The organism is Variovorax sp. RTB1 (genome assembly GCF_035018765.1).
In the GTDB taxonomy this organism is placed as follows: Bacteria; Pseudomonadota; Gammaproteobacteria; order Burkholderiales; family Burkholderiaceae_C; genus Variovorax.
The window spans coordinates 17447-37685 of the sequence record NZ_JASJXG010000037.1; the positions used below are offsets into that span (position 1 = coordinate 17447).

A 20239-nucleotide genomic window follows, 5' to 3' on the forward strand; every position below is an offset into this window, starting at 1 on the left:
AGAGGGGGCGAGGGGGAGCGAGGGGGAGAGTCAGCATCAGCGCCAAGGTCGACCAGCCTTCCCATGGCCTGGAATATCTTTTTTTGTACCATTGCTCTTTCTCAACAGAACGACAAAACCAAACCTCATGGCAACTGCAAAAAAAGCTCCGGCAAAATCAACTGCGTCCGCGGCGCCAGCGAAAAAGAAGGCCAGCGGCTCGTTCACGAAAGCACTCACGCTGAGCCCGGCGCTGGCTGCGGTGATTGGGCCTACGCCGGTGCCGCGCACCGAGATCGTGAAGTTGCTCTGGGTCTACATCAAGGAGCATGACCTCCAGGACAAGGTCAATAAACGCAACATCAACGCCGACGCAAAGCTGCTCGAGGTATTTGGCAAGCCGCAGGTCACGATGTTCGAAATGGCCGGCCTGATCGGCAAACACGTCTCTTAGCCACTCGGGCACCGGAGTTACGGGCAACTTCGCAAGCCTGCCTTTCCCCCCGAAGGCGATTCTCTTGTCCTTTGAAGAGTCTTCATGAGTCATGCGGCAACTACAGCCGCCCCTTGGCCACGCGGGCCTCGTCGAGGGCGCGGTCGATGTCTCCCGACGACAGAAAACCGTCGGCGTCGCGAAACCGTAGTGCCGCACCGGCCGCAAACTGAGCATTCCCTCGAGCGCGAGCCAGCGACGACCGGTCTGACCGGCAGCTAGGCCGACAGTGTTCGACCCCGCAAAAAGGTCACCTCGGGGTCGAATGGTTTCTGGAGGATCTCGTCCAAGAAGGGCGCCTGCTTCAGCAGCAACCGGGGCAAAATAATGAAATGACACGCGTATCTATTGCTTCTGTCGAACCCGCCATGTCCTCATCGTCCAACTCCATTCGCGTCGCCGCTTTGCTTTTTTCTGAAGCGCAAGCGCAGGGTGCGCTCATGTCTCGATCGGCTTCCCAGCAAAATGAGCACTGGGTACGTCTTGAACTGGCGCTCGAAGAGGCGGGCCTGACCGTGGCTGAGGCGACCAGGATGCTGCAGGCAGATCGATCGCCCCAAGCGCTCGTGCGCGAGGTGCCCGAGCACGAGATCTGGGATTTCAAGCGGGCTCGTCAGAAACGAGATCTCGAGAACGTGCGCTCCGGACGTTTGACTGGGCAATCGCTCAGTTGGTTTACGCCCGAGCAAGCCAAGGCAGCGAAGCTCGTCGACTCGCCATACTAATTCGCACATAGGGTCACCACCCCGAGACTCCCCCTGACGAGGAGCCCCTGAACGCGGCGACCGTTGATCTCCCGTTCATGAACATGGGCACCGACATTAGTTAGAAGGTAGACGAGTCCACCGGTCTCGGTCTCGGACTCGGACTCGAACTCAGTCGTTGTGGGCTTGCTGCGGTCGTCGACAATTGACCCAACACCAGGAGTAGCGCTTGTCTGAAGAGTTCGAGATACGTGGGGCACACGAAGACCAGATGGACGCGGCGGCCGAGCGCGAGCCCAGGGGGATGGCGGGACAGTTGGCGGTGATGACGGCGATCCTCGCAACGGTCGGGGCGATGTTCTCGTACATGGCGGGAGCCACTCAGGCGGACGCCGGCATATTCAAGAACGATGCTGCTATCAGGAAGACCGAGGCGTCAAACCAATGGAATTTCTACCAGGCAAAGAGCAACAAGCAGAACCTGAGCGAACTCGGGATGCAGCTTGTCGACGCGGCGCGCAGACCGCTCTTCGAGGCCGAAGCCAAACGCTACGCTGCTGAGGAGGCCGAGATCAAGCTGGCCGCCGAAAAGCTCGAAACGGAGTCGACCGAATTCGACGAGATGAGCGAAGCCAAGCTGCACCAGCATCACCGCTGGGCCCAGGCCACCACGGCGCTGCAGATCGCCATCGCTATGGCCGCGATCGCGCTCCTGACCAGGCGACGCTGGCTGGAGAAAGCCGTCTTCGTGATGAGCGGCTTGGGGCTGGTGGTGGGCGCGCTGGCCTACTTTCATCTCTGAAGCGCGTTCGGTCTCTGCCGCAAGACGCGGTCGGGATCATGTTGCGTTAGTGCAGCCGGCGCCCACAAGCTGCTGTGCGAACACCATCATCTGCTCGGCAGCACCCTCGTCACACCAAGATCGCCCAAACCATAGCTTTGCTCTACACGTCGAGTCGCTTGATGGAGTTGGAACGTCATGACGAAGCCGGAGGAACTGCCCGACGCCGTGGCTTTGCTGCCTTGATCACTGACTCTGGACCAGGTCCCGGACCAGGCCGCTGCTCCACCGCTGCGATGGCCGCAATCGCACGCTCCAGCAGCGCCTTCGTAGCCTCGTGCACGGTCTCCTCACGTGTGAGCGCACTGTCCCGATCCGTCATGCGCGCGGTCGTGGCTTCCAGCGCCGCGCGCGTCGTCGCAAGCTCACTCAGATGCCTTGCGGTGACGAGGGCCCCCGTTGCGATCTCCCGCTCGAGTGATGTCTTGGTGGCCTGCGCGGCGAGGGCCGCTTCGCTGGCTTACAGCTCGACCGCCTGACGGCGCGCAATCTCCTTCACTCCGGCGGCGGTGGCCACGCGGATTTTCCGAGAATGGCACAGCGCAAGACTAGGTACCCGCGCGAGCAGTTGGAGGTCGCATTGGGTCACCCTCCGGGTAACCAGACACAGTAGGCGTACTGGCGCTGCGCCAAGATTGCGCGCCGCATGGCGCCGATGCAAGAATAGGCCGCAGTTTGCGGTACGACAAAGAGTGACGGGGTTCTGTCGTGCCGGTGCGGATAGCTTCCGGAGGGTTTCACTGCGGTCTCCAACAAGTAAGAGACGTTCGTCGGCGAACCCGTACGATAGTGCTGAAAAACGTTATGGCCATCAAAAGGAAACTCAATGGAAAAAAGCGCCCCCCGAATTTCTAAATTGAAGCAATTCGCTTTCGATCGAACACCCCAACTAGTTTTTTTAACGATATTGGTACTGTGGTTTTCCGCATGGGTGCTCGGTTTCAGCTGGGAACAACTGAGGACGAAGACCGAGCAGCCAATTAACGATATCTTTCTGAGTGTAAATACGCTTTTTGCGGGTCTCGCATTTTTCGGAATAATTTGGACTTCGTTCACCCAGTATAAAGATTTGAAGGAGACAAAGTCGCTCATGGCCTCAACAGCCGAAGCAAGCAAAAGCATGGCTGAAGCAAGCGTACGAATGGCAAAGCATGCGGATGAGAAGACAGTTCTTGATTTTTTCCAAACTTATTGCAGCGAATACTTCCAGACGGTCAAAGATCGGTCGATGAATGTCTTAATTGCATCGGTCAGAAGTAGCCAGTACGGAGACTACTTAGTCAGCCGTCTGTTTGCTGCTGGTCAGTTGCAGACGCCGAGCGAATCGTTCCATGCCAAGGTCGCCGAAATCCCGGGTTGGGCAACACAAAAAGAATTTCTCGCTAACGAACGCCACGATCGCTACAAGCTTGACGAACTCATTAACTTTTTCTCACTGTTGGTTGGCCTTGGTAACGCTAAAGATATCATCAATGGGTGCGATTTTTCGTATTCGTGGTGGCGACCTCTGTTGTGGATGATAGCGATCGAACAGGAAAGGCGATTCCTCGAAAACGAAGAAGTAAGAACCTACGCCACCGGGCTATACCTTCAGAACGTAGTGCGTCGTTTAGATAACATTTATAATTTTAAGCCGTTTGCGAATTATGAGGATGCTTGGACGTTCATCCTTAATCACCCCAAGATCGTCGAGTATGGAATTGATCCTGAGTACACAGCGCGGCATATTCAATTTGCCGCAGTGGCGATATAGGTACCCGAACGTTACGCGGTTCGGAATTCTTCTGTAGTGGGGATAAGAATCTAGAGCCGGCCATTGAAATTGGAGCTTTGTCGCATCGAAAATCAACATCAGTTATTTGATCGGGAGGTGACGGGAGGGGTCAGCCCAATGTCGGGCGGCGGTCCACAAGCGCGCCGGCGCGAACCCACTAGGCTTGATTCATGACAAAGCAGGAGGAACTAACCGACGTCGCGGCTTTGCTGCGTTGATCACAGGCTCCGCCTGCGGCCGCTGCTCCACCGCTGCGATGGCCCTAATCGCACGCTCCAGCAGCGCCTTCGTAGCCTCGTGCACGGTCTCCTCACGTGCGAGCGCACTGTCCCGATCCGTCATGCGCGCGGTCATGGCTTCCAGCGCCGTGCGCGTCGTCGCGAGCTCACTCAGATGCCTTGCGGTGACGACGGCCCCCGTTGCGATCTCCCGCTCGAGCGACGTCTTGGTCGCCTGCGCGGCGAGCGCCGCTTCGCTGGCCTGCAGCTCGACCGACTGGCGACGGGCAAGCTCCTTCGCTCCGGCGGCGGTAGCCACGCGGGCCTCCTCGCGGGCGCGGTCGATCTCCAGCAGCTGCCGGCGCTCGTGCGCGTCATGCCGTTCCTGCTGCTCCTTGAGTGACCTGGCATGGGCTGCGCTGTTGGCCTCGGACTCCAGGCGCATCGCGTCGATCCGGCGCACCGAGAGGGCGAGGGCGGTCCGCGCCTCATCGAGTTGACCGGTCAGGGCGCTGCGCTGCCCCTCCAGATCCACGGTCTGGCGCTGCGCCGCGCTCAATGCCTCGCGGGTGGTGGTCAGCGTTTCTTCCATGCTGTCACGCGAGGCCTCCAGGCTGCGCTCGCGCTCGCCCACTGCGAGCTCGCTGGCCTGCAATGCGGCGCGGTCCTCTTGCAGCTGCACCCTGGCGGTTTCGATGCCGACCTCGGCTATGCGCGCCGAATGCCGCAGTGCGCTTTGCCAGAGCTCGCGCATCGAATCGAGCACCGGAGAGGGGAAGCCAAGGACCTGCTCGACGGAGGCCGGCCCCGTGCCCGTGGACAGCGCCATCTTCTGCTTCCACCAGGCGTCCAGCATCGGGCCGATCGTGTTCGGCGAGCCCCGTCCGAGCTTCTGGCGCGTGCGTTCGTTGGTGGGACGGATGCCCGCCAGCCACAAGGCATCGCAGGCTGCGGACACGTCGTCCTGCTGGACGCCGCGCGCTGAGGGAGTGGGTCTTTGTTCCATTGTTTATTCCTGCGATGAGTTAATGCCCGGGCTGAGTGCCGCCAGGCCGGCGTGGTACTCCTCGGCCGCGATCAGCATCGGCGCCCACTGGAGGTAGTGCTGCCTGGTGCGAGGGTCCTGAAAAAATCTTTTGAAGTCACCCGCCTTGTATGCGCTGACGTTGAACAGCTCGCTCGCTGGCACCGTGATGCTTGCCGCGATCTGGCTCTGGCCATAGCCGATGTAGCGCTGTCGATCCCGCTTCCACTCGAAGGTGGCGCCATTCTTCTTCGACCACTTGGTGATGCGCGCAATGTAGCCGGGGCCGGGGTTGCCATAGGGCTTGAACCGCTCGGGTCGGTACTCGGCTCGGTTGCGGTAGTCGTTGTCGCGCCGGGCGCTCTCCTTGGTGCCTTCGGCGCGCTGCCAGAAGTCATCCTGACCAATGGTCTGCGAGCCGACCGAGAGCGACGCATTGCAGCGCGCACGATAAGCCTCGAAGTCAGGTGCCTCGCCATTGAACAGCGTGCCGGTGCCGTCATAGATGAGCTTCACCGCCTTGTCGAAACCGTCCGCGCTCCACGTCTTCGCGGGCAAGTGTGGATGCAGGCAAAGCGAGCGGTCGAAGAGCCCCTGAATGATCAGCGCGACGCGGTTGTATTCCTTGACCTTCTCGGCGATCTTTTCCATGGACTCGTCGAAGTAGACGCTGGTCGAGTCGACAGGCTCGTAGTCCTCGTGTCGATCCGATGTGTACGTCTCGTACGGATTGCGACCCCAGCTGTTCTCGCCAGCGTGCTCCTTCTTCCACTCTTCGTGCCATTCCTCGGCCTTGCGTCGAGTCTCGATCTGCCGGTCGCGCATCTGCTCCCAGTAATGGACCGACACGAACTCCTTCACGTTGCCGCAGGACATCTTTGCCATCTTGGGCTCGTTCGGATCGAACACCGAGGCATCCGGAAAGATCAGGCTGCCGAAGTCGACCTCGGTGTTGATGCGCCACAGCTGGTCGCCGTTGCGGATGTACAGGAACGTGAGCTTGTCCAGCTGCTCCTTGTTGAAGTTCACCACTAGTGTGTGGATGCTGCCCTCATAGTCGCGCTCCTTGCTATGGCGGCGCACGCGCATGGCAACCAGCGTGCGAGGGAAGGGCAGGATGCGGTCTCGGTTCTCGGGCTCGGCCAGCCATGCATCGAACGTGCCGATGTCCTTGAACTCCATGCCACCGACCTTGTAGTTCGCCAAGCACTCCTCGTCCATGTAGGCCATGCGCTGCATGACGTGGAGCTTGTCGAGAATCTCAGCGGGCGCGCCGCCGGCGATCTTCACCGACTCCTCGGTCAGTCCCGCGTACAGGCTGACGCTGAAAATGCGGTCGTCGATGTCCTTCACGATGCTGTTCTGGTCGGCCATGCCGGCGAGCACCGACATCACCGGCGCCTTCATCCACATCGCAAGGCTCGCGTGGGCGGTTTTGACCTCCTCGAACAGTGCAGGCAGCGTCGTCTTCTTTGCGACCTCCAGAGCGGTGCTGTACGCCTTCGGATCGTGCTGGCTCGACAGGACCATCAGCGCGCCGCCAGCATCGCCCTGCGCGGCCGCTCCGATCTGTGCCTGCGGGGTCATACCGAGCAGGCGCGTGACCTCGTCGATCTTGCCCATCAACCGGACGCTCTCGCCTTGGTAGAAGCCGACGCGCTGACGGATCACGGCGTGGGCGTCGGGCTCGTGCCGGAGGTCGGTCCAGAAGTCATTGAAGTGGACGCGGACATAGCTGTGGCCGCGATCCGTGTGCGGCGAGTGAATCTCAACGAAGTTGGAACCGACCTGCATGGCGCAGCCGAGCCATTCGTCCGCGGCTGCGCGGTGCGAGTTCTTGGCGGGCGTGACCCAGTACCAGTTGCCCAGCACCGGACCGGCCTGCGAGGGGATGGACGTGAAGCCGCCGGCCTGGGGCTCTTCGGCACCGGGGACCAACGGAAACGGGGATTGCGAATCGGCATTCATTTTTAGGCTTCCATGCGCCTGTGTGACGCGAATCTGCAACTCGACCCCCAAGCTACACGCGAAACCGCGCCAAAAGCTTGGCCGCCCTGCTTACTTCGGATAAGGTAAACTTATCCGTGGTAGATTCTGTACAACATAACAAATGGTACGGCATGGGATAACGTTTTGTATAGACCGGGATGGGCGAAATTCGGTTATGTCAAATGGATGCGGCTGAAATCGCACCGGTGAACGCGCCAACAATGAGGACGACGATGAACTTCGACCCCGAAAAAACAGCAGATGCAAAGGCAGAAGCAAAGTCAGATGCCGGCAGTCGTTCGAGCGGCCGCGTGCTGGCGACCAGCGCCACGCCGGCGACCTTGAAAAGCAGGTTCGAGCTCGAGGCGGCCGCCGTGAGCGATGCCACAGCACGGGCCGCCGACGAGCTGGCCAAGGAAGGCCGCTCGGAGAACACCGTGGCCTCCTATGCGGGCGCGCTGCAATACTGGGCCGCCTGGTATGCGCTGCGCCGGGAGACGATGCTGGTGGATGTTCAGGGAGACTCGGACACCGAAGCGGAGATCTGGCGTGCCTGGGGGCCGGCCAGCCTCACGCTGCCCGTCGCCTTCCCGGTGGTCGTCACCTTCATCACCGACCATGCCGAGCGCAAGTCGAAGTCGACGCTGTCGGGCCTCACCTGTGAGTTGCCGCCCGGGGTCGATGCGGCCCTCGTCAGGAGCCGCGCCAAGGGCAAGCCCGGGCCGATGAAGCTCAGCACTCTCCTCCACCGGGTGAGCGTGCTGTCCAAGGCGCACAAGCTGAGCGGCGCTGCCTCCAATCCCTGCCAGGACGAGCGCGTCAAAGCGCTGCTGGACCTTACGCGGCGCGCCTACGCCAAGCGCGCTGCCCTCGCGACCAAGCAGACCGCCCTCACCGCCGATCTGCTGGCCCAGTTGCTGGCGACCTGCGACCGCACCCTGGCCGGCCGGCGCGACCGCGCCCTCCTCACTTTCGCCTGGGCCACCGGCGGCCGCCGGCGTTCCGAAGTCGAGGGCGCAACGCTGGAGAACCTGCAGCCCACCGGCGAGAGCTTTGTCTACCGGCTAGGCCACTCCAAGGCGAACCAGCTGGGGCAGGATTTGCCGGAGAACTACAAGCCGCTGGTGGGCTCCGCTGCCGAGGCGATGCGCGACTGGATCGGCGCCCTGCGCGCGGCCAAGATCACCAGCGGGCCGATCTTCCGGCGCGTGCTGGCGGGCGACCGCATGGGCACGCCGCTGGGTGCCGAGGGTGTGCGTTTCATCGTGAAGGCGCGCTGCGCGGCGGCAGGTCTGGACGGCCGCTTCTCGGCGCACTCGCTGCGCTCGGGCTTTGTGACGGAGGCGGGTCTGCGCGACATGCCGATCGGCGAGGCAATGGCCATGACGGGGCACCGCACGGTCGCCACCTTCCAGGGCTACTACCAGTCGGCGGCGATCCGTCGCAGCAGGGTGGCCAGCATGCTGGATACGCCGCCGCCAAAGGACGCCTGATCCGTAGGTCGAGTGTTCGAGTCACTCAGGGCCCACCCTCCGATGCGGCGCGCGCCGCGGGCGTTAACTCCGCACCGGTGCGGAGTTATCGACGATCGATGCGAGCCGCCAAATGCGCACCCGGTGCGCATTTAGGTCAGCCCGAAGCCGCCGACGCCTGCGCTTGCCGCCGGTGCGCCAGATCTTCTTCGGAGCGATGCACCGCGGCCACCAGTTCCACAAGCCGGGCGGCGACCGCCTCCGCTTCCACCGCGAGCCGCGTCGTTCCGATGGTGCCGGACGAGACGCCGCTGTAGTGCACCTCGACGAAGTGGGCGAAGTCGTCGGGGATGTCCTGTGCCACCGCCCGCAGAGCCGCGGTGATGGTGTCGTATGCCGACGGCGCGGTGACTTCGGTCCCGCCCTCCGACAGCCGGGCTTCGTACAGACCAGATTCGATCTTGGTGATGTCGAGGGTGAGGATCATGGGTAGATCGTGCCAAGCGCGACGCGGGGGCGCCAGCATCGCGGGCCTCGATCACACGATGACGGAGCCGTCGTGGATGAATGCCTCGGCAATGTCCGCGAGCAAGTTCATCAGATCGCGGGAATCGGCGTCGCGCATCTCAATGAGCGGATGGGCCGTCGGCTCTACCGCGAAATACAGCAGCAGATACCCGTGCCATTGGTCGTACGCGTAGATAAGCGCTGCATCGCTCGTTTTGCGGGTGCGACGGCGCCATGCCAGGGTCCACTTCGCGGTAGCTTGCGAGTCAGACTCCGGGGGCATGTGAGCGTGCCAGAGGACCGGTTTGCCGTTGCGCCGAGGGGGATCGTAGGGCGCGTCCTTGCCGAAGTAGTAACTTCCGTACTCGCCGGCCGCGCCGTCCGCCTTCCACTCCCGGAACTCCTGGATGAGAACATCCGGGTTCCAGCCGCCAGCGGCGAGGGAATCGCGCAGAAGCTGAGTCGCCTGCACCTTCAAGTTCACAAGCGCCATGCGTCAGGCCGGGCGAAGAAAAGCCCGCTCGGGGCGGGCTGGCTGCGGTGTCGAAGGAATCCTCACCCGCGCGTCTTAGCCTTCTTGGCCATCGCTTCGCGGATGGCCTTGGCAGCGTTCTTGACCTGGAACGCCTCATTGCCATGCATCCACCTGCCCATGGCGTCCATCTCTGGATTGCGCGGGCGCAGCGGAAGCACAGTCGCCGGAGTCACATGGTGCTCGGCGTCGTTGTGGCTGAAGGAGTAGTGGAGCGCGAACATTGGGTAACAACTTGTTTAGCACGTGCTAAGGCTCGTACGGTACCTGAGTCCGGTACCGGCCGCAACACCGGTTGGTGAAGCCCCCGTGATGCAGTGCACAAAATGCAACGTCGTCGACCACAGGTTAGTAAGCGCTCTCACAATTGCTGGCGCCATGTGGACTTCCCCGCAGCTTTCGGGAGCCTGTGCGGGTAATCCATAGAGGGCAAAGTGTTCGCAACCATTTCGTTGATGCTTAGGGCATCAGCACAATCGGCCCGCAGGCGACCTCGTGCATTGATGAGAGAGCTGGCCCCGGAAATCTGTACAGCCCCGTAAGTGTGGAAACTGCTCCTGAAAGTGAGGAGCTTGCCTGTGAAGATTGGAGTTATGCGCAGCAACCTGGCCGCGCCCTTGCACCTTGGCCTGGGCCACTCCAAATCGAACCAGCTGGGCCAGGACCTGCCGGAGAACTACAAGGCGCTGGTGAGCGCGGCGGCCGATGCGATGCGTGACTGGATCGGTGCCCTACGCGCGGCCAGGATCACCAACGGGCCGATCTTCCGGCGCGTGCTGGCGGGCGACCGCAGGGGCACGCCACTGGGCGCCGAGGGGGTGCGGTTCATCGTGAAGGCGCGCTGCGCGGCCGCAGGACTGGACGGCCGCTTCTCGGCGCACTCGCTGCGCTCGGGCTTCGTGACGGAGGCCGGGCTTCGCGACATGCCGATCGGCGAGGCCATGGCCATGACGGGACACCGCACTGTCGCCACCTTCCAGGGCTACTACCAGTCAGCAGCGATCCGTCGCAGCAAGGTGGCCAGCATGCTGGATACGCCGCCGCCGAAGGACGCATAGGCCGGGGTTCGCAAAGCTCCGTTCCTGAATGGGAAGTGACGCGATTCAGCCCTTCGGCGGCTTGGGCTGTGCGTCCGACTGCGTCGGCGCATCGTGCGCGTCTTTGAGCCTTGCAAAAACGTCCTGGCACCGCACGCGCAGTTCCTTCGCGACCTTGGCGTTGCCGCCGGGTAATGCCAGGAATTCCGGCCCCTTAACAATGATTCCGAGTCGCTCGATGTGTTCGTCCTGCATGAAGGCGACCGCACGTTCGGTGTCGAACTCCGATGTGCTGGCCAGCAGCAAAATCCTCAGCGCGTCTTTGGCATCCTTGCGCCCATGCTCGGAAGCGTGACGGTCCACGGCAGCGCCGAGTTTGAGTACCAAGAGGTGCTCGAGTGAGGCGACGCGCACGCCGTCGTACTCCACGGCGAATGCCGCAACTTGGTCGTAGGGGACCGGCAGGGACGACTGACGTTCGGCGTAGACATCAAATGAAAACCCCGCCTTTTGAAACGCATGCTTGGTGAGCCTTGAGTTCTGCGACAACTCTTCGATCTCACGGAGATCGCTCAAAGCGGAAAGAGAAATATAGAACGCAGCGTCCGCGGTCGCTTCGGCATAGGCCGCCGTCAGCGAATGGTTTGTGGCGTGAAGGTAAACGGCAAGGCCGCCGATAAAAACAAGATCCGGCTCATAGAGGCGACCGATAGTGGCGGCTTTCGCGATCAGTGCGGCAAAGATTGCCTCCGGCGATCGCGCGAAAGCAGCAACGCTGGTCATATTGCGTTACTGTAACGAGATCATGGCTTTGCCGCTCTTCTTCCCTCCGGTGCGCTACACGCCTCAAATCGACTGCGCTCACGCGGTGCCGCTCCATGAGTTGTGCAACCGCGCGGAGACACGCTGCGAAGCATTTGGGGCTTGGACGAAGCGCCCCATCGTTGTGCGCGACGCAGGCGAACAACTGCCGTGGATCCGCGCCGAGCCGGGTGACTGGGCGGCCGTCGAGGTCGGCGTCCCGCATTTGCGCGGGAGCCTTCGGGCGCAGTCTCGGTGGGCGCTCGGCGCATTGGCCTTCGTGCTCTTCGACGGCGTGGCCAGGGCAAGCATCGTTGGCAAGGACTGGTCTCGCATCGAGCAGCCGCGTGGCGCTGCACCGGGCGACCGACGACCGCTCTCCAATGCCGAGCGACAGCGCAAGTACCGAATGAGAGCTGGCGTCTAGCAAGGCGCGGCGCCTGCAAGCGTTCGCAAATAGCTTCGTTCAACATCGGCCCATTCGCGCTTGTTGGCGTTGCCTACGGCTACTAAAAGTCGGCGGCGATCCGTCGCAGCAAGGTGGCCAGCATGCTGGATACGCCGCCGCCGAAGGAACCGTAAGCGGGGCGGCCGTGTCTCTGCTGACCCCTGGTCACGCCACGTAGCATCTAACGCGCATTCTCACTTTCCCGCTGAGGGACGACCGGCGGCTGCGGAACATGCAACTCCAACGCGGCTCCAAGCCAAGCGTTTTGTTGTGGGCCTTCGAACAAGCTGCGGTAAGCAGCGAGATCTGGGCCGCGCATTTTTGCTGCCTGTGCATACGGAGCCCAACAGGTTGCAACTGTGTTGGCCATACGGCTGATACACGCTGCCGCCTGCGCATCAGTCAGATCAAAGTAAAAGCTCCGGTCCACCATCTCCTGAGGCGTTGGCAGTTCTCCGACATCGGTATCGAGCGCGATTTTTAATTGCGGACGGCGATCTGTCTGGGGATTGATGTCGAAGGCGGGAGAAAGAGACCAATCCCCATCGACGTGGAGAAAGCCGTGGTTCTTGAGGTGATCATCCGTGTTGTTGACCAGCAGCTGGAAGACAATGCGTCGAAATAACTCTTGCCGCTGCTCTCCTGCAAGGCCAGCCTCCATCATGGCTTCGGCCATCTTGACGTAGGTCACATCAGAATCGATGGCAGTTGACGCATCCATAAAGGTTTGGGCGCTCACATAGTGAAGGCGCAAATCATGACTGGCACCAGCCCGATCAAATCGCTTGAACAAGCCGACCGGATTGTCGCGGCCGATTTCAAACAGCCGTGCCTCGGGAACCGTGATGCCGCACGCATCAGCCAGCCAGTTGGTCATCACTTCTGCTCGCTCGATCGCCGAATTTTCATCTTTCTCCGAAGTAAATTTCGCCACCCATAAGCAACCGTGCGCATCCCGGAGTGTTGCCTTCGGTCGTGCGCCCCCTAAGCCAGACCCGGGCAGCAGATCTTTCCATTCGTCCCTCAACGCCTTGCGACCCTCAAAGGATCGGGCCGCCCGGGCGAGATCCGTCAATTGAACGTCAAAAGGTATGACTGGCGAGATTCCATTCCGTGTGGTCAAAGGAATGCCATGTGTGTCGAGCACACGCAACGCGCCGAGCCTCGTAGCGTCATCGATCAACGTCAAAAAGTGTAGATCAGCTGGCTCAATAGCGCCTTGCTCCCGCGCATCGCGTCGCATCAGGCTGCGCCCCCATCTGTCGGGACACAGATCCGCCAGCACCGGGGGTAGCGCCAGAAAATGTGGCAAGGCAGGATTTTGCGCAGCTGCCGAAAAAAAATGAGGCGCCTCCTGCAAACGGAGCGCGGGCGCAAGTGCGAAAGCAGCTGGGCTTGCACGCCAGGCCGAGTTATAGGTAAATGAGCTGCTTTGCCGCCCTCGCTCGGAAGTAAATCGCAACTCGCCAACCACCGTTTCGGTGTCGATAAGACAGATCTTGAGCGCCTCAGTCACGGAATCTCCTTACTCGCATTCGCTACAGAAGCTGGTGAAGTTTGCTTCGGACGTAAGTCGCTGCGCCTGGCCATCATGTGGACCTTCAAGTCATCCCGCAGCGGGATTTGCATGTCGGCGGCCTGCCGCCATAGGTTCATGTTTTTGATCAGCCAATCCGGATTCAGGTCAAGTTTCATTTGCGTATCGCCGCATCTCAATGTTTCGTGCATTCGGGGTTGAGGGGGGCAGCTATCTGGCGGATTTGTTTTGCAAAGTTAGCCCAGGAACATTCTGCAATTTCCTTGCGGGTGATGGCGGGCCGGCGGTTGTCGTGCCAATAATGAATGACATTTTTCCCACCGCGAACATGGCTTATCAAGAATTCAATGACGGCAGTCCAGCAGCCGACAGTGCAACACCAGGCTCTGAGCTCAGTACACATCGGCCTGAGACCCGGACTTCTCTTGTTACTCCCCGTCTGGTCGACAAGCCACACTTCGACATCTACCACTGCGACCACTCCGACGCGTGGCGCTTCGCAGTTGGGCGCAGTGGCCGGAAGTCTTTGGTCGCCATTGGGGTGCATGCTTGCCTCGCGCAGGATGAAGATCACGATGACGCTATTGCCCGGGCCGAGGCGATGGCCGAGCGGTACGACTGCGACGGCCTCGTCGTTATGAATCTTTGCCCGATCCGCGCCAGTTCCCCGCACGATCTGCCCTGGTCGATTGGCGCGGACGCCTACCAGCGCAACATGCTCGAGCTCGTCAGGACGATCACGAGCGCCGCAGGCGCAACCGTTTGGGGTGACTGGGAACATGCTGGTGTCAGGGACTACCTTGGGCGCGCACGCGAGGACCTCCTGGAGCGGGTGGCGGACACTCGCGTGCGATGGGTCGCGGGTTAAATGCGGGTATCGAAGGCACGGCTGTGCAGGGAACGGGTGCGAGATCAACAGCTTTTGCGACTGGCTGCTTCCGGCCAGAACCGGACCTCCGTCACGGCCCTCCAGTTTCGAGCGGAATCGGACGAATCTACCCAGTCAGTGGCGGCAGAAACGCGCCAGACACCGCGGAGCTTTGTGACTACGGACTGACTAAAGCCCTCGAAATTGAGCACCGCGTCCCCTATATTGGGGTTGACGCCAACCGCCTATTTCACTCCGATGAAAACGCGCAGAGTGAAACTTGCTGAATCACAGTTAGGCAGCGCCAATCTCTATTGACTTAACTAAAACGTCGTCGTATCGTGCCGCTCAACTTGGCGCGCAGCGAATTCAAAACTGCGATACGCGCGACAAGCTCCTCTAGGAGTATTGCTATGCCGATGCATCACCGAATCGTGGCAATTGTGTTGGTGGCGGCGCTCGCTCTGCTGACAGGGTGCGGAGCTAACAACACTGAGGAAGAACTTGCCCAACAGCGGTTGAGTGTTCTTAAATCCGAGGCGACCTCACTTGATGCGCTAAAAGCGGACTTAGGATCAAGCGGTCCGCTCGAGGCGCCCGGCACTGTCAGTATCTTTATTTCCAAAAATCTTATCAACTCCGCGCTCAAGGGAGCGGCAGGTGTGACGTTGCCCATTCCCAACGTCGAGGGCGCGACTATCACAATCAAGCAGATAGTTACCGACTTGAAAGTGGGCTATCCGCTTGTGACTATCGATGCTGAAGCAACTAAGAGAGATCTTGGTGCAACTTTCGAAGTCGTCGGAACTGCTCGTCTGGACACTAAGATTGACCCAGCAAGCCCGTCTCAGCTTCTTATCAATGTCGCACTCGAAGACTTCGTTCCGCGCGCCCAATGGGGTCCATTCGACTTCAAAATAAAGGGCTTTGTGAACGACATTATTAAGACTAAATTAAATAGCGAACTCAGCAATCTTGCAAGCATAAAAATCCCGATCTCGACTGAAATCCCGCTTTCTTTGCCTGCGGCGCAAATACCCGTGAATTTTCCTGGGGCAGTAGCTGAAATAAGTACCCCTGCGCTGAACGTGTCCGGCCACGCCGCAGTTTCTCGATTTATAGTGCTTCCCGACGGGCTCCATGTCTATGGCACTGTAAGTGCGAAAGCAGGATCATGAAATACTCAGTACACGCTCTTGGATTCTGCCTTGGCGCGACGTTCGGCTCAGCCCGGGCTGATGTTACAGCTGACATTGCCGCACAAAACGCGCGGATTGACGGGCTGCTGAAGGATGTTGCACCGCTGATTGCACCGCTTCAAGTAAGCAAGGCGGACGTGCGGGTATTCGCGTCTTTCACCCCTCTCGCCACCGCAATCGCCGGCTTAAATTCATTGCCAGCTACTCAAAGAACCGTCGTTCTTCAATCTACTGCAGCCAACGGCCAGCTCTACAGCGATAACGGGCTATGCAATAGTTATGTAGAACTTCAGGGCCCACGCGACCTACATGCTGAGGGCGCACTGAGTAACTTTAATGCATCAATCCAAAATGATGGGAGCGTCGTTTTTTCGGCTCATGCCCAGGTTGCCGGACATGCTCAGCTCCACTGGCAATTTAAGGGCAAGCGGGGGCTATTTAACGCATGCCCTCCTGGAGGAGGATTTGGAGGTTCGATTGGGGCAAATGCGACAAAGGATTTAGATTTACAGATACAAATTGGCTTTGCCCTTGCGCCGGGAGGACAAGCAGTTTCTTATAGCGCAGTCATTGTCCAGCCACGCCAAGTGAATGTAACGGTGAGCCTTGGGATTCAGTACCTTGGAAACATAGGATTCCCAGTTGCTTTCAATGTTCCCGGAGGTGCTCTCGCAACGGGGCAGTTTCCACTCCTCATAGCAAACGGAGGTAAACTTGTGATACCCGGCACCTCCGGCCCTCGTGAGTATGCTTTCGCCCTCAAGCCAACGAGCTTCACGGCAAACAAGGTTGGCGTTGCATTGGAATGGAATTCGATCGTTGATTTTAAAACGGCCGCAATTGCGCCCCTCTCCCCCTCCCGGTAGCTATTCCACATTGCGGATTTTTTCTAGGCAACGTAAAACTTCTCCCCGGCTGAACTTGGCTTCTGCTTTCTGGTCTTAATTGAGGTTAAAGCAATAAAAAAAGCCATCTCGATTCTTTTTATTTTGATAGCCATTGCTGCAGTGTTTGCAATAATCTTTTGGAAATTGTTTCTGAAACAAGACTGACTATTTGAGCCCGAATGAGATTTCCCAAAATTGAAAATGAATAAAGCCATGAAGACAAGTCTTTTAGGCGCCGGAATCTTCATTACTCTTGCGGCGAGCGTGTATGCAGGAACAACTTACGATTTCACGGTTTCGTGCCCCGACAAACATTTCGTCGCCGAATGGAGAGTCGGGGACGTCGATCCGGGCAAGGAAGCGCTAAGAGTATCGACAGGTACAGCTAACCCCGGTTGCAGCATCGGTGACTACAACCAACTTACCGATGGTCACTTGCCTAAAGATATAAGCAGCGGTGCCCCAGCAGTGTGGAAAGGCATTCCCTTCATTGGGCCCATCCTTTGTCACATATTCTGTTGAATAGACGAGTGCGGCAGCGCAGCCTGCTTTACGCAATTTAGGCATCGATGTCATGCCGCCCGGACCACCGACTCGATGGCCCTTTGCGAGTTCGCTGCCTGAATGGCGTCGCGCGGCGCCTGCCTGAGGCCGATCAACGCCTGCGAGGCAAGCAGCAGGGCCTCTCCGCATGCTAGCGAGCGTCAGACGAGAGCGCGTGACGGTCAGTAGAACCCAAGGAGGCTACGGGCCACCCCCGCCACATTCACTGGGGTCGAAGTCGCGAAGTCAGATCGGCCAGGTCAGCTTTGGAGCATGAGCGTACAGCCGCATTGGGCCCAGAGCGGCCGGCTGGCTAGGCATCGTATGAAGCGAAATAAGTGTAGTAAATACGCATGGAGCAGAACCATCGCCGCAAAGCTTTTCGCAAGTTTGTCGCAGCGCATTAACAGGGTGACTCCCTTCGTCCACATCGGACGGCAAGCTTCTTACAGCCCTTCTTGTCATACTGCACTTGCGAATCAGTTGCTCGGTTCCCGTGCTAAATCTAGGTCAGATTCAGTCCTCCGTCTGACAGTAGCACCTCGCCAGTGAGGTAATCCGAGGCAACCAACATGGCAACAGCATGAGCAATGTCGTCTGGGCTTGCGGCCCGGTGCATAGGAGCACGCTCGCGCCACAACTCTTGTGCGCCAGTCCACTCGGCCGTCAGAGGCGTGTCGACCAAGCCCGGTGCTACCGCATTGACGCGAATATCCGGCCCGAGTGACAGTGCGAGCAAACGGGTCACGTGATTGAGCGCAGCCTTGCTCACCGCGTAGGGAATGGAAGCACCCTTGGGACGGACACCCGCGTGTGAGCTGATATTTACGACGCTGCCCGCTCGACGGCACCGGGCGGCATCGCGCAAAGCCGACTCGGCCAACGCAACGAGATGAAACGGCGCCACAACGTTTACCTCATGGAGTTCGTGCCACACCGCCGAAGTGGCCGCGGCAAGGTCCCCGTGGGGAATAACTCTGCTGATGCCGGCGTTGTTGACCAACACGTCGAGTTGACCCCACGCGGCGATGGCCTCGCTGACAAGCCGGATCCTATCGGCTTCCAGGGCAAGGTCTGCCTGTATGTAGATCGCATGCTTCAATTCGGCAGCCATTGCGTGCCCTGTCTTCGCAGTACTTCGCGAATGGAGGACCACTGCATAGCCCGCGTGGCTGAGCCTGCGCGCGATGGCTGCGCCAATGCCGGAAGTGGATCCCGTAATTAACGCGACACGAAGCGCGCTATCGATTGTCGGATTGATATTCATCTGGAAATCTCGAACTGGTTGCTGTCAAATCCACCGCTGCAGCGCAAATGGGCAAACGTGGGTGGGGTCGTTGACGCTTGCCAACGTCATCGGTTCGATGAAACCAAAGGCAACGGTGTGAATTGCTATGGCAAGCGAGCATGGCCCTATCGTGCAGGGCGTAGATTTGAGACGCCGTGTCTGGCGTGAGCCGATCTTGCCAGAGCTACTTGAACCACTTGGACGTCCATACGAATGGCTCGAAGCGCAAAAGCGATATCGGCGTCAGTCACGGCTATGAGCTCGCATTTACCAACTGCCGTGGGAAGACCGGCCGGTTAGGTTTCTTTAGGCTGCCACTGTCTGCTCCTGGCCGATCTCAGTCCTTTGCCTTGCGCAGATAGTAGTTGTCCCATTCGGCCTGCTCTACAAGTTCAAAGCCATGCCGCGCATAGAACCGATTTGAATCGCTTCCGCGGAGCGCCCCTACTCGCATGAGCGCCCCTGTCGCGTCAGCCTCAGCAAAGAGGTCACCAAGCACTGCGGCACCGTAGCCTCGCCCTTGAAAGTTGGGGTGAATGTAGAGATGGTCCAACAAATGATGATCCGGCTCGCGCCGCACAACCACGAAGCCGATCCGCTCTCCACCACGCATCAAGTGCCGCGTGTTTTTGGGTTCAAAGCCCGCGACGAATCGCTCTCGTGCACGCTGCGGGTCGAAGCGGCCGATGCGCTCGAGGCTTTCCCGCATGGCGAGGATGCGCAATTCGACCAAAGCCTCGACATCGTCCGACGTTGCCGATTCAAAGTAAGTTCCTTGGTCGTTCATCGAGCGTCTTGAATGTCAGGTCCTGGCCCGAATTGTGCCTGTCGCGTGAGCGCCCGTCGTGACGGGCGCCGAGGCGTAATCGCTCAGGCGTCGGTCTGCTCTGCCATCTCCAGCGCGTCTTCTACCTCGATGCCCAGGTAGCGCACCGTACTCTCGATCTTGCTGTGGCCAAGCAGCAATTGCACTGCTCGAAGGTTATGGGTGCGCCGGTAGATCAGCGACGCCTTAGTTCTTCGCATGGAGTGGGTGCCATACGCTGCGGAATCCAAGCCGATTTCCGTGACCCAGCTGTCCACGATCCTCGCGTACTGGCGTGTGCCGAGGTGCGGCGACGCGCTCACACGGCTGGGAAAGAGGAAATCTTCGCCGCGCAGGTGAGCTTGGACAATCCAGGCGCTGACGGCCTCGCGCGTCGGCTGAGTCAGTTCGAATTGGACCGGTCGACCGGTTTTTTGCTGCACCACGTTTGCGCGTGCCGCCGTCCTGTCGCCGCTTGCGACGTCGCGCACATGCAGCTTCACCAAGTCGCATGCGCGCAGCTTGCTGTCGATGCCGAGGTTGAAAAGGGCGAGCTCTCGCGTCCGGCAGGAGATCTGCAGCCGCACGCGGATGGCCCAGATTTCCTTGAGCTTGAAGGGCCGCTTCTGGCCTACGAGTTTTTCCTTGTTCCATGGCGGCCGGGAAGCCTTGACGATCGGTGTTTCCATGGCGCTCTCCTGTGCAAAGTTTGGGGAGTAATACTTTGCGCCGGGAGCGCCTGCCGCTATCAAGCGCAGTCATCGATCACGCAGTTGCTTCCATATTTCAGCCCATCGTGGACGGCGTTTCAGGCTGAACGTGGACGCGATTTCAGCGTGATCGTGGACGATTTGGGGAGCGCGCAAGTGATCTTTTGACCGGGCCTCAAGCTCACCGTCTTTTGCGGTTCAAGCCTGAGCCCACCAACAGAATCACCATGCGCCCAATCCGAGAGACATTGCGCCTGCACCTGCAGGCAGGGTTGAGCTACAGCGAAGTCGGCCTCGCGCTCAAGATCTCCAAGAGCGTGACGGGCAAGTACGTTTCGCTGGCCCGCACACCGGACGTGGTGTCGTTCGGCTCGCTGCCACGGCCTTTGGCCGAGGCAGACCGACCCAGCAGGATCCGCTTAAAAGTATTCGAAATCTGTTCAAACGAAGGGGTAAGCCCTGCGGCGTAGGGGTCAGAGCCACGCTCTTGACCGGTGGGCACTCGCGCATCGAGCCAGGCCTTGACCTTCGGCTTGCGCTATGTGCCCACAGGGAACCCCAGAAGTTGCGCCCGACGATGCGA

The 20239-nt window shown here is 59.8% G+C and carries 23 protein-coding genes; 12 read left to right on the forward strand and 11 right to left on the reverse strand.

The annotated features are described in order from the left end of the window. The first annotated feature begins 127 nt into the window (after nucleotides 1-127). The 4 genes from QN397_RS19605 to QN397_RS19620 all read left to right on the forward strand — a co-directional run bounded on the left by QN397_RS19605 (nucleotide 128) and on the right by QN397_RS19620 (nucleotide 3770). Nucleotides 128-433, forward strand: coding sequence for an SWIB/MDM2 domain-containing protein (locus QN397_RS19605; protein ID WP_323501711.1), 306 nt, complete (start codon nucleotides 128-130; stop codon nucleotides 431-433). A 407-nt stretch (nucleotides 434-840) separates the two neighbouring features. After that, complete coding sequence (locus tag QN397_RS19610; RefSeq protein ID WP_323501673.1) at nucleotides 841-1197, forward strand: TA system antitoxin ParD family protein; 357 nt, start codon at nucleotides 841-843, stop codon at nucleotides 1195-1197. Between the two features lie 208 nt (nucleotides 1198-1405). Next, nucleotides 1406-1978: a DUF4337 family protein gene (locus QN397_RS19615; protein WP_323501674.1), complete on the forward strand. Its 573-nt coding sequence runs from the start codon at nucleotides 1406-1408 to the stop codon at nucleotides 1976-1978. Between the two features lie 865 nt (nucleotides 1979-2843). Further along, nucleotides 2844-3770, forward strand: coding sequence for a hypothetical protein (locus tag QN397_RS19620; RefSeq protein WP_323501675.1), 927 nt, complete (start codon nucleotides 2844-2846; stop codon nucleotides 3768-3770). A gap of 189 nt (nucleotides 3771-3959) precedes the next feature. Here the strand turns inward: QN397_RS19620 and QN397_RS19625 are convergent, their stop codons facing one another. Both QN397_RS19625 and QN397_RS19630 read right to left on the reverse strand, forming a co-directional pair. Next, the gene (locus QN397_RS19625; protein WP_323501676.1) at nucleotides 3960-5015 is read right to left on the reverse strand and encodes a DNA-binding protein; all 1056 of its coding nucleotides are present in this window, start codon (nucleotides 5013-5015) and stop codon (nucleotides 3960-3962) included. 3 nt (nucleotides 5016-5018) lie between these two features. Next, the gene (locus tag QN397_RS19630; RefSeq protein ID WP_323501677.1) at nucleotides 5019-7001 is read right to left on the reverse strand and encodes a hypothetical protein; all 1983 of its coding nucleotides are present in this window, start codon (nucleotides 6999-7001) and stop codon (nucleotides 5019-5021) included. 254 nt (nucleotides 7002-7255) lie between these two features. Between QN397_RS19630 and QN397_RS19635 the strand changes: the two genes are divergently transcribed. Further along, a complete protein-coding gene (locus tag QN397_RS19635; protein WP_323501678.1) occupies nucleotides 7256-8515 on the forward strand; it encodes a tyrosine-type recombinase/integrase in 1260 nt (419 codons plus the stop codon). Nucleotides 8516-8651: 136 nt separating this feature from the next. On the opposite strand, the gene QN397_RS19640 is transcribed toward QN397_RS19635, so the two are convergent. From QN397_RS19640 to QN397_RS19650, 3 genes are all read right to left on the reverse strand, one after another. Then, nucleotides 8652-8981, reverse strand: a complete 330-nt coding sequence (locus QN397_RS19640) for a hypothetical protein (protein WP_323501679.1) — start codon at nucleotides 8979-8981, stop codon at nucleotides 8652-8654. A gap of 51 nt (nucleotides 8982-9032) precedes the next feature. Then, nucleotides 9033-9494, reverse strand: coding sequence for a type II toxin-antitoxin system YafO family toxin (locus QN397_RS19645; RefSeq protein WP_323501680.1), 462 nt, complete (start codon nucleotides 9492-9494; stop codon nucleotides 9033-9035). 62 nt (nucleotides 9495-9556) lie between these two features. Continuing rightward, complete coding sequence (locus QN397_RS19650) at nucleotides 9557-9757, reverse strand: hypothetical protein (RefSeq protein WP_323501681.1); 201 nt, start codon at nucleotides 9755-9757, stop codon at nucleotides 9557-9559. 354 nt (nucleotides 9758-10111) lie between these two features. On the opposite strand from QN397_RS19650, the gene QN397_RS19655 reads away from it, so the two are divergent. Then, nucleotides 10112-10591, forward strand: coding sequence for a tyrosine-type recombinase/integrase (locus QN397_RS19655; RefSeq protein ID WP_323501682.1), 480 nt, complete (start codon nucleotides 10112-10114; stop codon nucleotides 10589-10591). A gap of 45 nt (nucleotides 10592-10636) precedes the next feature. Here QN397_RS19655 and QN397_RS19660 read toward each other — a convergent pair whose 3' ends face one another. Beyond that, entirely contained in the window at nucleotides 10637-11353 is a 717-nt protein-coding gene (locus QN397_RS19660) for a hypothetical protein (protein ID WP_323501683.1), read from the reverse strand. A 22-nt stretch (nucleotides 11354-11375) separates the two neighbouring features. Here QN397_RS19660 and QN397_RS19665 point away from each other — a divergent pair, with 22 nt between their 5' ends. Next, complete coding sequence (locus QN397_RS19665; RefSeq protein WP_323501684.1) at nucleotides 11376-11798, forward strand: hypothetical protein; 423 nt, start codon at nucleotides 11376-11378, stop codon at nucleotides 11796-11798. Between the two features lie 202 nt (nucleotides 11799-12000). Here QN397_RS19665 and QN397_RS19670 read toward each other — a convergent pair whose 3' ends face one another. Beyond that, the gene (locus QN397_RS19670; protein WP_323501685.1) at nucleotides 12001-13335 is read right to left on the reverse strand and encodes a HipA domain-containing protein; all 1335 of its coding nucleotides are present in this window, start codon (nucleotides 13333-13335) and stop codon (nucleotides 12001-12003) included. After that, the gene (locus QN397_RS19675) at nucleotides 13332-13514 is read right to left on the reverse strand and encodes a hypothetical protein (RefSeq protein ID WP_323501686.1); all 183 of its coding nucleotides are present in this window, start codon (nucleotides 13512-13514) and stop codon (nucleotides 13332-13334) included. Before QN397_RS19675 ends, QN397_RS19670 begins: the two co-directional genes overlap by 4 nt. 20 nt (nucleotides 13515-13534) lie before the next feature. On the opposite strand from QN397_RS19675, the gene QN397_RS19680 reads away from it, so the two are divergent. The 4 genes from QN397_RS19680 to QN397_RS19695 all read left to right on the forward strand — a co-directional run bounded on the left by QN397_RS19680 (nucleotide 13535) and on the right by QN397_RS19695 (nucleotide 16832). After that, nucleotides 13535-14224, forward strand: a complete 690-nt coding sequence (locus QN397_RS19680; RefSeq protein WP_323501687.1) for a DUF1643 domain-containing protein — start codon at nucleotides 13535-13537, stop codon at nucleotides 14222-14224. 413 nt (nucleotides 14225-14637) lie between these two features. After that, nucleotides 14638-15402, forward strand: coding sequence for a hypothetical protein (locus QN397_RS19685; protein ID WP_323501688.1), 765 nt, complete (start codon nucleotides 14638-14640; stop codon nucleotides 15400-15402). Continuing rightward, nucleotides 15399-16289 (forward strand): hypothetical protein, encoded by an 891-nt coding sequence (locus QN397_RS19690; RefSeq protein ID WP_323501689.1) that lies wholly within the window; start codon nucleotides 15399-15401, stop codon nucleotides 16287-16289. The genes QN397_RS19685 and QN397_RS19690 overlap by 4 nt, the downstream gene beginning before the upstream one ends. 222 nt (nucleotides 16290-16511) lie before the next feature. After that, nucleotides 16512-16832: a hypothetical protein gene (locus QN397_RS19695; RefSeq protein ID WP_323501690.1), complete on the forward strand. Its 321-nt coding sequence runs from the start codon at nucleotides 16512-16514 to the stop codon at nucleotides 16830-16832. A 526-nt stretch (nucleotides 16833-17358) separates the two neighbouring features. On the opposite strand, the gene QN397_RS19700 is transcribed toward QN397_RS19695, so the two are convergent. The 3 genes from QN397_RS19700 to QN397_RS19710 form a co-directional block, all read right to left on the reverse strand. Then, nucleotides 17359-18120 carry an SDR family oxidoreductase gene (locus tag QN397_RS19700; RefSeq protein WP_323501691.1) on the reverse strand — a complete coding sequence of 254 codons (762 nt, stop codon included), beginning with the start codon at nucleotides 18118-18120 and terminating at the stop codon, nucleotides 17359-17361. 358 nt (nucleotides 18121-18478) lie between these two features. Continuing rightward, nucleotides 18479-18928: a GNAT family N-acetyltransferase gene (locus QN397_RS19705; RefSeq protein WP_323501692.1), complete on the reverse strand. Its 450-nt coding sequence runs from the start codon at nucleotides 18926-18928 to the stop codon at nucleotides 18479-18481. Between the two features lie 83 nt (nucleotides 18929-19011). Further along, entirely contained in the window at nucleotides 19012-19635 is a 624-nt protein-coding gene (locus QN397_RS19710; RefSeq protein WP_323501693.1) for a tyrosine-type recombinase/integrase, read from the reverse strand. Nucleotides 19636-19883: 248 nt separating this feature from the next. Between QN397_RS19710 and QN397_RS19715 the strand changes: the two genes are divergently transcribed. Then, entirely contained in the window at nucleotides 19884-20126 is a 243-nt protein-coding gene (locus QN397_RS19715; RefSeq protein ID WP_323501694.1) for a hypothetical protein, read from the forward strand. The last annotated feature ends 113 nt before the right edge of the window (nucleotides 20127-20239 follow it).